Consider the following 12,665-nt stretch of genomic DNA (forward strand, 5'->3'; position numbering starts at 1 on the left):
GAGCAGGCGCCTACTTCGCCTTGCCGGAGCCTCCGACGCCGGTGGCGTCCTCGGGCGCCTGCTTCACCTTGCCCACCTGGTCGAGCTCCTCGCGGTTGTTGACGGAGAAGCGCACCAGGGCGCGCAGCACCCGGTTGCGCTTCACGTTGCCCAGCACCTGGCGCAGGTCCTCGTAGACGGTGGGGTCCGAGATGAGCCCACCCACCGTGCCCTCGCCGCTGGCCACCGTGGAGGTGATCTTCTTGATGTCCGCCGCCGCGCTGCCCAGGTCCGCGAACATTCCCCGCGCATCGCCGTACACCAATTGGTGTACCGCGCCGTTGGGGCTCTGCTTCGCGTCCTCGATGAGCCCGGCGAGCTGCCCCGCCGCCGCGCCCAGCTCGCTCAGCGCCTTGGCGCCCTCCTGGCCGTAGATGAGCGCGTGCGCCGTGCCGTCTCCCTTGCGCACCTCCTCCAGCAGCGCCTCCACGTGCCCCACCGCCGAGTCGATGCGCTGGGCCGCCTGCGCCGTGCTCGCCATCACCTCGCGCACCTGGCGCCCGGCCTCCTTGTCATAGACGAGCGCGTGCAGCACGCCGTCGCCCTTCTCCACTTCCTCCAGCAGCGCCCGCAGGCTGCGCACCGTGCCCGCCACGTCCGCGGCGATCTGCGGATCCGAGTAGGCCTCCACCGCCACGCGGAGCGAGCGGCTGATGGCTTTGGAGTCGTCCATGATCTCCCCGGCCGCCTGCATCAGCGTGTTCAAGTCTCCGCCCGAGCCCGAGCGCAGCACGCCCCCCGAGGGCATGGCCGGCAGCTTCGGATCTCCCAGGGTGATGTCCACCGCCTTCTCGCCCAGCACGCCCAGGCTGGAGAGCCGCGCGATGGAGTCCTCGCGCACCCGGTTGGCGTACTTCTCGGACAGCTCGATCTGGACCTCGATGCGGTGGTCCGCCCCGTTGTCCGCGAAGGCGATGCCCACCACCCGCCCCACCTCGAGGCCGCCGATCCACACCGGCGACTCCTCGGTGAGCCCCTCCACATTGGGGAAGAAGGCGCGGTAGGTGACCTGCTTCTCGAAGAGGCGCGTCTGCTGGCCGATGAAGAAGACGACCACGGCGGCCAGCACCAGCCCTCCGGCCACGAAGAGGCCCGCGCGCCAGGCCAGGCTCCGCTCACGCTCGGTGGAGGTGAACAGGCTCATGACGCCACCTCCATCCCTTCCATCTCCCCGCGCCGCGCGTCCATGAAGGCGCGCACCTCCGGCACCGTGGAGCGGCGCATCTCGTCAGGCGTGCCCACCTGGACGATGCGCCGGTTGGCCAGCATGGCGATGCGGTCAGCCACCGCGAAGGCGCTCAGCATGTCGTGAGTCACCACAATGGACGTGCAGCCCAGCCTCTGCTTCATCGAGTTGATCATCGCGTTGACGTTCGTGGTGGTGATGGGGTCCAACCCCGTGGTGGGCTCGTCCCAGAGGATGACCTCGGGGTCGGTGGCGATGGCGCGCGCCAGCCCCACGCGCTTGCGCATGCCGCCGGACAGGTCCGCGGGCATCATCCCCTCGGTGCCCGGAAGGTTGACCCAGGCGAGCTTCTCCGCCACGCGGCGGGAGATCTCCTGGGGTGACAGCTCGGGGAAGTGCTCGCGCAGCGGGTAGGCGACGTTCTCGCCCACCGTGAGCGAGTCGAAGAGCGCCGCGCCCTGGAACACCATGGCCACGTGGCGGCGCACCGCGAAGAAGTCCTCCTCGTGGAAGCGCGTCAGGTCCTGCCCCTGGAAGAGGATGCGCCCCGCGTCCGGGTACAGCAGGCCGATGAGGCACTTGAGCAGCACGCTCTTGCCGGTGCCCGAGCCGCCGATGACCACCAGCGTCTCTCCCGCGCGCACGGTGAGGTCCAGGTCGTCGTAGACGCGCTTGGGGCCAAAGGCCTTCTTCAAGTGCTCGAAGCGGATGAGCTCCTCGCCCGTGGTGGGCCGGCGGAACTCCAGGGTGGGGGTCGGTTCGTGCGAGCGCATGCGGCTAGAAGTAGAGGGTGAGCTTGGTGATGAAGAAGTCGGCCAGACACACGGACACGGAGGTGATGGCCACCGTCTGCGTGGTGGCGCGGCCCACGCCCTCGGTGCCGCCCTCCACGGTGAGGCCCTTGAAGCAGCCCACCAGTCCGATGATGACGCCGAAGACGGCGCCTTTGAGCACGCCGGAGGCGAAGTCCATCATCACCACCGTGTCCAGCGCGCCCTTGAAGAACATGTCGAAGGTGATGCCGTACTGGGCGTTGACGACGAGCGCGCCGGCCACCAGGCCGATGACATCCGCCAGCACGGTGAGCGTGGGCATCACCAGCAGGCACGCCAGCACCCGCGGCACCACCAGCTTGCGCAGCGGGTCGGCCCCCAGCGCGCGAATGGCGTCCACCTGCTCGGTGACCGTCATGGCGCCCAGCTCGGCGGCCATGCCCGAGCCGATGCGCGCGCCCACCGTGAGCGCGGTAAGCACGGGCGCCAGCTCACGGAACAGCGTGAGCACCACGACGCGGCCCACGGTGTACTGCACGCCGAAGCGCGCCAGGAAGAAGCCGAACTGCAGCGAGATGACGAGCCCCGCGAACGTCGAGGTGAGCAGGGCGATGGGCATGGAGCGCACGCCCAGCGACTCGGTGTGGTAGACGAGCGCGCCCCAGTCGTATGGCGGGCGCACCGCGCGCGAGAAGACCTTGCCGGTCATCACCGTGATGGCCCCCAGCGTCTCCAGCCGCTGGCGGACGCGCGCTCCCAGCGAGGGCGCGGCCTCCTCCGTGGGGGCAAGCTCGGTGCCGGGGCCCGGGTGGGTCTCCACCGTGCTGCTCATGTGTCACGCTCCGTGTGGAAGCCCGCCAGCAGGGCGTCGAAGTCGGCCATGCGCGCCTGGGCCTCGCCCGGTGGCGCGATGTAGGTGAAGTCGAAGACGCAGCCGTTCTTCTTGAGCACCACCAGCTCCAGCTCCACCGGCACGCCATCCAGCTTGGCGAGGTAGCGCGAGCGCAGGGCCTCCCGGCCGTCCAGCATCATGAGCTGCTGGTCCTGCTCCTCGCGCTCGGTGAAGCCCATCAGCAGGTGGCGGGTGAGCACCGGCAGGGGCGGATCATCATGCCCCTCGCAGGTGGAGTTGATGGACAGCGCGCGCCCGGTGCCCACCTCCGAGAACGCCAGGTCATTGTCCTTGAGGTGGACCCGGTGCCAGTGCTCGGGCAGGTCGCCCACGCTGTAGTTCACCGCCGGCTTGGTGAGGACGGAGTCCTCGAACTTCACGCGGCGGCAGCCCGCGAGCGGGGCCAGGGCCAGCAGCATGATCAGGATCCGCGTCATTCCTTCCATCTCTCTCCGAGTGGTCCGGAAGTTAGGCACGGACCGCCGGGTGCCTAGGGGTACCCGGCAGAAGGGTTGACTCGGCGTCACGGGAAAGCCGCGATGGCACGGCGCGGCGAGGGTTGGGCGGCCTCATGCCTGTGGCGTTCGCCCACCAGCCGACATATGCGTCCCCCGCCCTCCATGCTCCGCCCCCGCCTCTACATCCTCGCCGCCGCCGTGCTCTGGTCCACGGCGGGCGCGGCCGTGAAGCTGTCCACCCTGAGCGCCTACCAGATCGCCTCGGGCCGCTCGCTCATCGCCGCGCTGGTGCTGTGGCTGGCCTTCCCCGCCGGGCGCAAGCTCCCCTCCCTGCGCGCGCTCGGGGTGGCGGTGGCCTACGCCGCCACGGTGGTGCTGTTCATCATCGCCAACAAGCTCACCACCTCCGCCAACGCCATCTTCCTGCAGGACACCGCGCCGCTGTACGTGCTGGTGCTGTCACCGCTGCTCTTGAAAGAGAAGCCCTCCCGGAGCGAGCTGACCGCGGCGCCCATCTTCCTGGTGGGCCTGAGCCTCTTCTTCGTGGACAAGCTGGAGCCCGGGCAGATGCTGGGCAATGTGATTGCGCTGGGCTCGGGCGTGGCGTTCGCGCTCACCATCCTCGGGCTGCGCGCGGCGAGCTCCGAGGGGCAGGTGGTGCTGGTCTGGGGCAACCTGCTCGCGGGGCTGAGCGTGCTGGTGCCCGCGCTGGGCGGCCCCCTGCCGACACCGGTGGATGTGGGGCTGCTCGCCTTCCTCGGGGTGTTCCAGCTGGGGCTGGCGTACACGCTGTTCCACTGGGGCATCCGGGAGACGCCAGCGGTGGAGGCCTCGCTGCTCATCCTGCTCGAGCCCGTGCTCAACCCGGTGTGGACCTTCCTCCTGGCGGGCGAGCGACCAGGCCCCTGGGCGCTGCTGGGCGGCGGCATCATCCTGCTCGCGACGGCGTGGCGCACGGTGCTGGGCGCTCGGAGCGCCAAGGCGTCCGCACCCGCACCCTAGGCGGGCGCGGCGAGGGCTCGCCCGTCTGTCGTGCCTCGCCTCTTCGTCGTGGCGATGTTTTCTGCTGGACGCTGCAACGAGGAGGAATGCGATGGACGGCGGCCTGGCACTCTTTGGCTTTGGTCTGTTCCTGCTCTCGATCGCTGGCCTGTATGGCCGTACGGCCTTCGGGCTTTCGTGGTTCATCCTCGCCGTGGGGCTGGTCTCCATGGGGATGGCCTTCAGCGAGTCGAAGCGACTGCGGGAGATATCGCTCGGCTTCAGCGGGCTGCTGGTCGGCGCCGCGGCGGTGAGCCTGTTCCTGGGCGCCGCGTGGTGGATGGTGCTCGGCACCTTCCTGTTCGGCGTGGCCTATGCCGTGCTCTGGGCGGAGTTCCGCTTCCCGTTCTTCGGCAACGTCACGGCGGACCAGGTGCCGCATCACCAGCGTGGCCGCTGGCGCATCCACTGGCCCCGGCGCATGCACCGCGTGTGAGCCGGTGGGAAGCGCGGCGCGCTACTGACCGCTGTCGGGCAGGCCGACCCGCCACCCCGACAGCCACCGCTCGACCCAGGTGGCCGCGCGGCTCACGGCGCCCTCGCGACGGGTCCGGTACCGGGCTCCGGCGTACGCCTTGGGCTCGGGCAGGGGCGCGCTGGGGGCCATGCCCTCGTTGAGCGCGGGCTCCACCTCGACGAGCAGCTTGCTCAGCCGGGTGGGCAAAGTCAGGCGCAGCTCGGCGGGGAGCTGCCGCATGCGCAGCCACACGTGCTCCCACTCGAGCATCTCTCGCACCGCGGCCTCGCCCTCGGCCGCGCCACAGGTGGCATGCACCACCTCGCCCTGGAAGAGGTGGAACTCGCCGCTGTGCCGCTCGGCGCCCACGCTCAGCAGGCACGTCTCGCGCTCCAGCCCGAGAATCTGGAGGAAGTCCTGGAGCGACAGGCTGCGGCGGTCTCTCCGCTGGAGGCTCTGCAGGTAGTCGCGCACGCGGGCGGCGAGCGCCTGGGCCCGGAGCGGCTTGCGCAGGTGGCCCACCCACGGGAGCACGGGCAGCTCGTCGTGCGGCTCCCACGGCTCGCTCATCACCATCACCGGCACTTCGGGGTAGCAGTTGGCCAGGTACATCAGCACCTGGAAGCCTTGCCGCTCTCGGAGGCCCAGGGACACCAGCACGAGGCCGACGGGGTACTCCTCCAGGCCCCAGAGCGCCTCCTCGTACGTGGCCACGGGGACCACGGAGAACTCGGAGTCCGAGGCGAAGGCCTCCTGCACCTGGGCCTGGGCGTTCCGGTCTTCGTCGATCAGCAGGAGGGTCTTCATGGTGAGAGGGCAGAGCAACACTGTGCCGTGCTCCTCGCCAAGACCACTCCCCCCCACACCCTGGTACCCTCAAACGCTCGCGAGGCAACACACGCCGGCACTGTGCGTGTGGCACGACACCCTGCCACATGTGCGCCCATTTCAGCAAAAGTTTGTACAGGACTGGTCTCTTCGCACACTGGCGTACAGGCCCGGACTCCATGACGCCTCTCCCCTCCCCAGCAGTCCCATCCGCCGCGTCGCTTCTTCCACCTTTAGAGGTGGGCCCATCCCGGTGGGGATGGGTGGTGCTGGTGCTGTGGGTGGGAGTGACAGGCTGTGCCACCACCGGAAGCGCGGCGCGCGAGCTTCGACAGAGCCGAAGCCCTGTGTCCCAGCCGAACGGTGCAGCCGTCAGCGCGGGGCTGTTCGAGCTCTTCGGCGAGGAGCGGGATGCGTTCCAGCGACTGCAGGAGGCAGCGGGCCTGGAAGAGGGGGCGCGGCACGAGGAGGGCGAGGAACTGGAGCCCGAGGACGCGCGCGAGTTGTGGGAGGCGCTCGCGGGCACCCGGGCCACGGTGAAGCACTTCGGCCCCCGCCGCACGCTGGCCTTCTTGCTGCGCCAGGTTCTCAGCGCGAACGAGGATGTGCCCTATGGGGCGTTGCTGGAGCGAACCCAGCGCTTCCGCTTCCTGGTGGTGATGCGACCGGACGGATACCTGACGGGTGCGCTGAGCGGTCGGCCCTTGCAGCACATGGGACGGTTGAGGCTACACGCGGGCCGGCTGATGGCGGGGCCGTTCGAGGTCGGCGCCTTCTACCGGGACCGAGGCGGCGTCTTCCACGCGGTGGACGAGACGCTCCAACCGCTCCCCCAGCCTCCGGTGGGTGAGTTCGAGCTGGAGCGCGACTGGTTCAACGCCGCGCTGGATGGGGCGGAGGATGCGCTGGAGGAGATGGTCGTGGGGTTGGCGGGACTGGTGACTGACCCCATCCGGGGTGTGGAGGGGCTGGCGCAGCTGCCCTCCGCCGTGGCGGGCCTCATCGCCTCCTCGCCCGAGTACTTCGCTCGCTATGGGACGCGGCCGTTGCAGGAGCAGATCCGCGAGGCGGCGCGGCTGTCGACCCACCTGCTCATGCTCTACGGCAGCGCGGCCGGAACCTCGACGCGCATGGGTACCGCGGGGGCGAAGCTGCCTGTGCTGTCTCTCAACGCCGAGGGGGCACTGGCCCTCGAGCAGGTGGCGGTGCCCGTGGGGAGCACGGCGGCGGTGCTCGGCGCGGGGGCAGGGGCCGTCTACGTCGTCATGGGGGCGGAGAAAGCTCCGGAGAAGGGAGACACGTCAGCGGATGCGAGGGGGCCCGGAGCGTGGAAGCACAAGAAGTTCTCTGGCTCCGAGCGCGCACGGCGCTACCAGGAGCAGATCACCGGCAGCTCCGCGGACGAGGTCTACTTCATCGGCAAGGTGGAGTACGACGGCTTCAAGGCAGGCCTCCTGAAGGAGGCCAAGGGCCCCGGCTACCTCGAGTTCTTCGAGAAGAATGGACAGCCCAAGCAGTGGTACAGGGATTCGGGAAGGTTCCAGGAACTCCTCGATCAGGCGGCCGCACAATCACGAGCAGCCCGCAGCCTTCCCGTACAATGGCATGTGGCCGAGCACGAACTGGTCGACTTCCTCCGCAGACACTTCGAGAGAGCAGGAATTGAGAACATCGAAATCCTCCACACTCCGCCCGTTCCCTGAGGAGTGAAGCGGCATGGTGGATGAGTGCTACTACGCTGGCGCCTACTGGGGTCCTCGTCGCGAGGACGTAGGCGAGTGCGCCCGGCGCGCGGAGCTCTTCTTCCACATGCTCGCGCGGTGTGATGCATCGCTCAACCAGTGGTACCGGCGAGGGCGCGTGGCACGTGGTCTTCCCGGTCATCGGGTGCGGATGGAGCATCGGGAAGAACTCGAAGAACTCCTTCTGCGTGGCAGGAACCGGGCCACCCTCGACAAGTCCGCCATCGAGGATCTGGGCTTCAGCCTCGAAGTCTGGAACCAGCGGCCTGCCGCCACGGCCACGAATGTGAGCGTTCGCTGCGGGGGCTATACAGAGCACGTCAGCAATGCCTGCCTCGTGGATCCGCCCAGTGAAGGAGAAGCGGCGGACCGCATGCTCCATGTCTCTCCTCTGGCGCAAGTCCTGGAATGCATGGCCACTGCCTGGGAGCCGTCCTGGGGTGTGGTCAACACGAACCTGGGGTTGGACCTCCTGCCCAAAGCCCAGAAGGGAGCGGCACGCGTGGGGTGGATGACGTACTTCGCGCGACGCCGAGGCACTGTCCCTCCCTTGCCCGCCCCCGTGCGCATCGAGCCCATTGGCGCATTGGGGACGCTCGTCATCCTCACCCCCGAGCGCTTCACCGTCTCCAACCCCGAGCACCTCGCCCTGGGCCGCCGCGTGCATGAGCTGCTGGACCGGGCGGGACTGCTGAAACCCGAGCTGTCCTGAGTTCGAGCCCGGACAGCCAAGCGAGCAACCCCGAGGGTATTCGTGGTTTGCTCCAACCCCATGCGACCGCTGCGCGCTCGGCTGCTGGCCCCTGTCGACATCGCGCCCCTGGCCTACTTCCGGATCATCTTCGGCGCCACGCTGCTGGTGGAGGTGTTCCGCTTCTTCTCCAAGGGATGGATCAAGACCTACTACATCCGGCCGGACTTCTTCTTCAGCTACTACGGCTTCGAGTGGGTCAAGCCCTGGCCCGGCCTGGGGATGTACGTCCACTTCGCGGTGCTGGGCGTCCTGGCGGCGATGCTCACCGTGGGCCTGTTCTACCGCGTGGCCGCGCCCCTGTTCTGGCTGGGCTTCTCCTACGTCTTCCTGCTGGATCCAGCGAACTACCTCAATCACCTGTACCTGGTGTGTCTGCTGGCCTTCCTCCTCATCTGGGTGCCCGCAGGCAGGGCGTTCTCGCTCGACACACGGCTGGGGCTGGCGCGCCCGAGCAGCACTGCTCCCACCTGGACGCTCTGGCTCATCCGCGCCCAGGTGGGCCTGGTCTACTTCTTCGGAGGCATCGCCAAGTTCGACGCGGACTGGCTCAGCGGCGTGCCCGGCGCCATGTTCCTGCGCAAGTGGGAGCTCACCGCGCCGCTGGCGGAGAAAGCGTGGGCGGCTCGGCTGTTCGCCTTCAGCGGCACCGCCTTCGACCTGCTGGTGGCGCCCGCCCTGCTCTGGCGGCGCACGCGCCCCTGGGCCGTCGCCGCCGCGGTCGCGTTCCACCTCACCAACGCGAACCTCTTCCGGATCGGCATCTTCCCCTGGCTCATGATCGCCGCCCTGCCCTTGTTCTTCGAGCCTTCCACCGTGCGCCGGTGGCTCGAGCGGGTGTGGCCCTGGCGCGCTTCCGAAGCAGCGGAGACGCCCGCCACTGGCTCCTGGACACAGCAGGCCGGGGTGGCCTTCTTCGCCCTCTGGCTCACGCTCCAGGCCTTGCTGCCCCTCCGCCACTTCCTCTACCCGGGCGAGGTCAACTGGACCGAGCAGGGCCACAACTTCTCCTGGCACATGAAGCTGCGGAACAAGAAGGGCTCGGTCATCTTCGAGGCGAGAGATCCGCGCACGGGTGAGCGCTGGGACGTGGACCCCGAACCGCTGCTCAGCAAGCGCCAGTACTCGAAGATGACGACGCGGCCCGACCTGGTCTTGCAGTTCGCCCAGCGAATTGCCCGCCAGTATGAGCACCAGGGACGACCGGGGATTCAGGTCTTCGCGGACGTATGGGTGTCGCTGAATGGCCGTCCGCATCAGCCGCTGGTGGACCCCACGGTCGACCTCGCCGCCCAGCCCCACAGCTTGCGGGCCGCGACGTGGATCCTCCCCCTGCGAGAGGAGGCGGTGGCGCTCTCCTCCGACGAGGAGGATGCCGACGCTCAGGAGCCCTGAGGCGCGGGCGTATCCACGGGCCGGGGCGTCACCTGCCCCCCGTGTACGTCCATCCACAGCGTGTCCGCGGCCGCCGCGCCGCGCACCAGGCTCGCGTCCGTGGTGGTGAGGAACACCTGCGCGCCGCTGCCAGCCAGGTAGCTCATCAGGTACGCGTTGCGCTCCGGATCCAGCTCGCTGGACACGTCATCCAGCATCAACAGCGGAAGGAAGCCCAACGACGCGTGCAGGTTTTCGATCTCCGCGATCTTCCACCCCAACACCAGCGCCCGCTGCTGCCCCTGGCTCGCATAGGCCCGCGCGCTGCGGCCTCCCAGCGTCACCGCCACGTCGTCCACGTGCGGCCCCACCGAGGTGAAGCCCCGCTCCAAGTCGCGCCGCCTGCGCCCCGCCAACGCCTCCAGCAGCGCGTCGGCCAGCTTCGCATCATCCGCCTCGGCGAAGTCCTGCCCCAGGTGCGCCGGGTGATAGCCGTACGTCGCCGGATCCGGCGTGCGGCCAATGGAGGCGAACGTGGCCTGCGCCCGGGGCGACAGCTCCGCCATCAACGCCCGCCGCCGCACGTAGATCCGCGCCCCCGCGCGCGCGAGCGTCTCGTCATACGCGTCCAGATAAGCGGGGTCCGCCGCCGGCCCCTCGCGCAGCAGCCGGTTGCGGTTCTTCAGCGCCCGCGTGTAGTCGCGGCTCTCCTTCAGGAACGCAGGGAAGCGGTTGAACACCGCCCGGTCCATGAAGGTGCGCCGCGCCTCCGGGCCGCCCTTGATGACCTCGAGATCATCCGGCGTGAACGCCACCACCGCCACGCCGCCGAAGTACTCCTCCAGGCTCGCGGCCTTCTTTCCGTCCACGAAGGCCTGCCGCACCCCGCCGCCCACCTCCACGGAGATCTCCCGCTCGGCCCCCTTGAGCAGGAACCGGCCCGTCACCCGGGCGTTCTGCGCGCTCCAGCGCACCAGCTCCGACAGCCGGCCGGCGCGCAGCGGCTTGAGCGTGGCCAGGAAGTAGAGCGCCTCCAGCAGGTTCGTCTTGCCCTGGCCGTTCTGCCCCACGGCGATGGTGGCGTGGGGGCTCGGCGCCAGGGAGACCTGGTGGAGGTTTCGGAAGTCCTGGACGTGGAGCGCGAGCAGGCGCAAGGCCCCTGAACCCTAACCGCTCCCGGCCAGCATGGGCATTAATCGTACTGCCCTGGCCAGCCGCCAGGCAGTCAGCCCGAGGCGCGGGACGCGGCGGCACGGGCCGCCTGGACCAATCCAGGCAGGTCCGTCACCTCCGCGCTCACCTCATGAGCGGCCACCGCCGCGCGCTCCGGGGAGAACAGTCGCGCGGGCGTCCGCGCCTGCCCCCGCAGGAGGATGAACAGCCGCAGCGCCTCGCGCAGGCGCTCCACGTCCGGCCCCGTCTCCTCCCGGGCCCGCTGCGCCGCCGTCCACAGCCGCACCCAGGCGGCCTCCTCGTTCCACACCCCCACGGGCCGGGCGCGGGACAGCAGCGCCAGCTCCAGGGCCAGCTCGAACAGGCCCGCCCGCCCCTCTCCGAAGGCCTCGCCCGCCGTCAGCCGCGCCTCCGGGGAACCCTCGCGCGCCGCCAGCCACACCAACAGTTGGGGCACCTCCGCCTCGCGAGGCACCACCGGGGCCAGCCGCGCCTCCATCAGTGCGCCCAGCCGCGCGCGCGCCACGTCCTGCCAGAAGGCCGCGTGCAGCAGCAGCTCCGGCCCGCTGCGCGGCACCCGCTGGGGCGCGCGGCGCACGCGGCGCTCGAGGAAGGTGCGCACCCGTCCGCTCTCATCGAAGCGCTCCAGCCGCTCCCACAGGGCGAGCAGCGCGGCCTCCGCCAGGGGCAGCGCGCGACAGAGCTCCTCCGCCTCGGCGGGGTTGAAGGGCAGCACCCCCTCGGGCGTGGGGCGCTTGAAGACGCGCTCGAACACCTCGGCCGAGACGCACGCGGCGCGCAGCTCCGGGAGGTTTCGCGGCAACACCTCCACCGCCCGGGCCCACGCGCGGCGCCCCAGCAGCGGCCCGGTGGCGAGCACCTCCTCCTCCAGCCGCAGCAGCGCCTCGCTCAGCGTACCGGGCGCCGCCGCTGCCGAGGCCAGCCGCCGCGCCACCGCCACTGCCACCGCCTCGCGCAGGTGCCCCACCTCGGTGAACAACTTCACCGGCGCCGAGCCCCGAGGCCACCCCTCGGCGGCGGCCCGGCGCTCCACGGCGGCCAGGGTGGCGACCACCTCCGGCTCGGCCTGGGCCACCTCGCGCAGCAGCTCCAGGTTGGCCCGCACCCGGTCCCTCCAGAAGAAGGCCTGGAGCATCCCCTGCAGCGCGCGGTAGCGCAGGCGCGAGGCCTCCAGGAGGTCCGCCCGGTCCTCCAGCCGCGCCCGCAGGATGTCGGGATGGGTCGCCACGTTCCCTCCACTATAAGGAGGAGCCCGGCTGGTGACAGGCCTGGCAGCCAGGGATTGGCACCGGTGAACGGTAGACTCCCCCCTTGGCACGGGGCAGGCGCCCCGGCGATGTTGACTGCCTGCACACGAGGCCCCCCATGAAGCCGCAGCTCCCCTCCCTGGCCGCCCTCTCCCTCTCGTTGCTGCTCGCCCCGCCGGCGCTCGCCATGGACAAGCGGCAGGCGGATGCCGCCTGTGGCTCCTGGACGCTGGAGTGCCCCGAGGGCGCCACCTCCACCCCGGGCCCGGCGAAGAAGACCGGCCCGCTGGAGTGCAAGGCGAAGGTGAAGGAGCGGGTAGTGAAGGAGGGCCCCGCCGTGGTGTGCAAGAACGGCGAGGGGCAGGCCTTCGGAGACTGGAAGGAAGGCAAGAAGCACGGCCGCCACGTCACGATGAGCCCGGACGGCTCGTGGACGGAGGAGGACTTCGTGGAGGGCAAGCTGGAGGGGCGCCAGGTGAAGTACAGCGCCGAGGGCCAGCTCCTCTCGGAGACGCACTTCCAGGGCGGCAAGAAGCACGGGCGGGCGCGAACCTACTCCGCGGATGGGCGCCTCGCCTCCGAGGAACTCTGGGACAAGGGCCTGAAGGGCAAGAAGCCCGAAGCGGCCCCCGCGCGGGCCGCCACGCCCGAGCCGTAGCACGCTCCGCACGGGGGTTTTCCCC

The 12,665-nt window shown here is 70.1% G+C and carries 13 protein-coding genes; 6 read left to right on the forward strand and 7 right to left on the reverse strand.

Features of this window, described 5'->3' with window-relative positions; genetic code table 11:
• Window positions 1–10: 10 nt before the first annotated feature.
• Genes SYV04_RS27625 through SYV04_RS27640 form a run of 4 tightly spaced genes read right to left on the reverse strand, consistent with a single transcriptional unit; the run spans window position 11 to window position 3,327 of the window.
• Window positions 11–1,183 (reverse strand): MlaD family protein, encoded by a 1,173-nt coding sequence (locus SYV04_RS27625; protein ID WP_321548916.1) that lies wholly within the window; start codon window positions 1,181–1,183, stop codon window positions 11–13.
• Window positions 1,180–1,998: an ABC transporter ATP-binding protein gene (locus SYV04_RS27630; RefSeq protein ID WP_321548917.1), complete on the reverse strand. Its 819-nt coding sequence runs from the start codon at window positions 1,996–1,998 to the stop codon at window positions 1,180–1,182. Before SYV04_RS27630 ends, SYV04_RS27625 begins: the two co-directional genes overlap by 4 nt.
• Before the next feature lie 4 nt (window positions 1,999–2,002).
• Complete coding sequence (locus tag SYV04_RS27635; protein WP_321548918.1) at window positions 2,003–2,830, reverse strand: MlaE family ABC transporter permease; 828 nt, start codon at window positions 2,828–2,830, stop codon at window positions 2,003–2,005.
• Window positions 2,827–3,327, reverse strand: a complete 501-nt coding sequence (locus SYV04_RS27640; RefSeq protein WP_321548919.1) for a hypothetical protein — start codon at window positions 3,325–3,327, stop codon at window positions 2,827–2,829. The genes SYV04_RS27635 and SYV04_RS27640 overlap by 4 nt, the downstream gene beginning before the upstream one ends.
• A 183-nt stretch (window positions 3,328–3,510) precedes the next feature.
• Here SYV04_RS27640 and SYV04_RS27645 point away from each other — a divergent pair, with 183 nt between their 5' ends.
• Both SYV04_RS27645 and SYV04_RS27650 read left to right on the forward strand, forming a co-directional pair.
• The gene (locus tag SYV04_RS27645; RefSeq protein ID WP_321548920.1) at window positions 3,511–4,350 is read left to right on the forward strand and encodes a DMT family transporter; all 840 of its coding nucleotides are present in this window, start codon (window positions 3,511–3,513) and stop codon (window positions 4,348–4,350) included.
• Window positions 4,351–4,441: 91 nt separating this feature from the next.
• Window positions 4,442–4,825 carry a hypothetical protein gene (locus tag SYV04_RS27650; RefSeq protein WP_321548921.1) on the forward strand — a complete coding sequence of 128 codons (384 nt, stop codon included), beginning with the start codon at window positions 4,442–4,444 and terminating at the stop codon, window positions 4,823–4,825.
• A 21-nt stretch (window positions 4,826–4,846) separates the two neighbouring features.
• Here SYV04_RS27650 and SYV04_RS27655 read toward each other — a convergent pair whose 3' ends face one another.
• The gene (locus SYV04_RS27655) at window positions 4,847–5,653 is read right to left on the reverse strand and encodes a response regulator (RefSeq protein WP_321548922.1); all 807 of its coding nucleotides are present in this window, start codon (window positions 5,651–5,653) and stop codon (window positions 4,847–4,849) included.
• A 368-nt stretch (window positions 5,654–6,021) separates the two neighbouring features.
• Between SYV04_RS27655 and SYV04_RS27660 the strand changes: the two genes are divergently transcribed.
• The 3 genes from SYV04_RS27660 to SYV04_RS27670 are packed head-to-tail and all read left to right on the forward strand — an operon-like array spanning window position 6,022 to window position 9,562.
• Entirely contained in the window at window positions 6,022–7,377 is a 1,356-nt protein-coding gene (locus SYV04_RS27660) for a Tox-REase-5 domain-containing protein (RefSeq protein WP_321548923.1), read from the forward strand.
• 13 nt (window positions 7,378–7,390) lie between these two features.
• A complete protein-coding gene (locus SYV04_RS27665) occupies window positions 7,391–8,128 on the forward strand; it encodes an immunity 52 family protein (RefSeq protein WP_321548924.1) in 738 nt (245 codons plus the stop codon).
• Between the two features lie 60 nt (window positions 8,129–8,188).
• A complete protein-coding gene (locus SYV04_RS27670; protein ID WP_321548925.1) occupies window positions 8,189–9,562 on the forward strand; it encodes an HTTM domain-containing protein in 1,374 nt (457 codons plus the stop codon).
• Here SYV04_RS27670 and recF read toward each other — a convergent pair.
• The gene (recF, locus tag SYV04_RS27675) at window positions 9,550–10,695 is read right to left on the reverse strand and encodes a DNA replication/repair protein RecF (RefSeq protein ID WP_321548926.1); all 1,146 of its coding nucleotides are present in this window, start codon (window positions 10,693–10,695) and stop codon (window positions 9,550–9,552) included. The two genes, SYV04_RS27670 and recF, sit on opposite strands and share 13 nt — an antisense overlap.
• A 71-nt stretch (window positions 10,696–10,766) precedes the next feature.
• Complete coding sequence (locus tag SYV04_RS27680) at window positions 10,767–11,963, reverse strand: hypothetical protein (protein ID WP_321548927.1); 1,197 nt, start codon at window positions 11,961–11,963, stop codon at window positions 10,767–10,769.
• 137 nt (window positions 11,964–12,100) lie between these two features.
• Between SYV04_RS27680 and SYV04_RS27685 the strand changes: the two genes are divergently transcribed.
• Window positions 12,101–12,640 carry a toxin-antitoxin system YwqK family antitoxin gene (locus tag SYV04_RS27685; RefSeq protein WP_321548928.1) on the forward strand — a complete coding sequence of 180 codons (540 nt, stop codon included), beginning with the start codon at window positions 12,101–12,103 and terminating at the stop codon, window positions 12,638–12,640.
• The last annotated feature ends 25 nt before the right edge of the window (window positions 12,641–12,665 follow it).

The sequence above is a fragment of the Hyalangium ruber genome, assembly GCF_034259325.1.
GTDB classification, from domain to species: domain Bacteria; phylum Myxococcota; class Myxococcia; order Myxococcales; family Myxococcaceae; genus Hyalangium_A; species Hyalangium_A rubrum.

Bases quoted from the DNA above. Each gene is read 5' to 3' on its own strand.
- SYV04_RS27625 (WP_321548916.1), bottom strand. From the start codon at position 1,183: ATGAGCCTGTTCACCTCCACCGAGCGTGAGCGGAGCCTGGCCTGGCGC.
- SYV04_RS27630 (WP_321548917.1), bottom strand. From the start codon at position 1,998: ATGCGCTCGCACGAACCGACCCCCACCCTGGAGTTCCGCCGGCCCACC.
- SYV04_RS27635 (WP_321548918.1), bottom strand. From the start codon at position 2,830: ATGAGCAGCACGGTGGAGACCCACCCGGGCCCCGGCACCGAGCTTGCC.
- SYV04_RS27640 (WP_321548919.1), bottom strand. From the start codon at position 3,327: ATGACGCGGATCCTGATCATGCTGCTGGCCCTGGCCCCGCTCGCGGGC.
- SYV04_RS27645 (WP_321548920.1), top strand. From the start codon at position 3,511: ATGCTCCGCCCCCGCCTCTACATCCTCGCCGCCGCCGTGCTCTGGTCC.
- SYV04_RS27650 (WP_321548921.1), top strand. From the start codon at position 4,442: ATGGACGGCGGCCTGGCACTCTTTGGCTTTGGTCTGTTCCTGCTCTCG.
- SYV04_RS27655 (WP_321548922.1), bottom strand. From the start codon at position 5,653: ATGAAGACCCTCCTGCTGATCGACGAAGACCGGAACGCCCAGGCCCAG.
- SYV04_RS27665 (WP_321548924.1), top strand. From the start codon at position 7,391: ATGGTGGATGAGTGCTACTACGCTGGCGCCTACTGGGGTCCTCGTCGC.
- SYV04_RS27670 (WP_321548925.1), top strand. From the start codon at position 8,189: ATGCGACCGCTGCGCGCTCGGCTGCTGGCCCCTGTCGACATCGCGCCC.
- SYV04_RS27685 (WP_321548928.1), top strand. From the start codon at position 12,101: ATGAAGCCGCAGCTCCCCTCCCTGGCCGCCCTCTCCCTCTCGTTGCTG.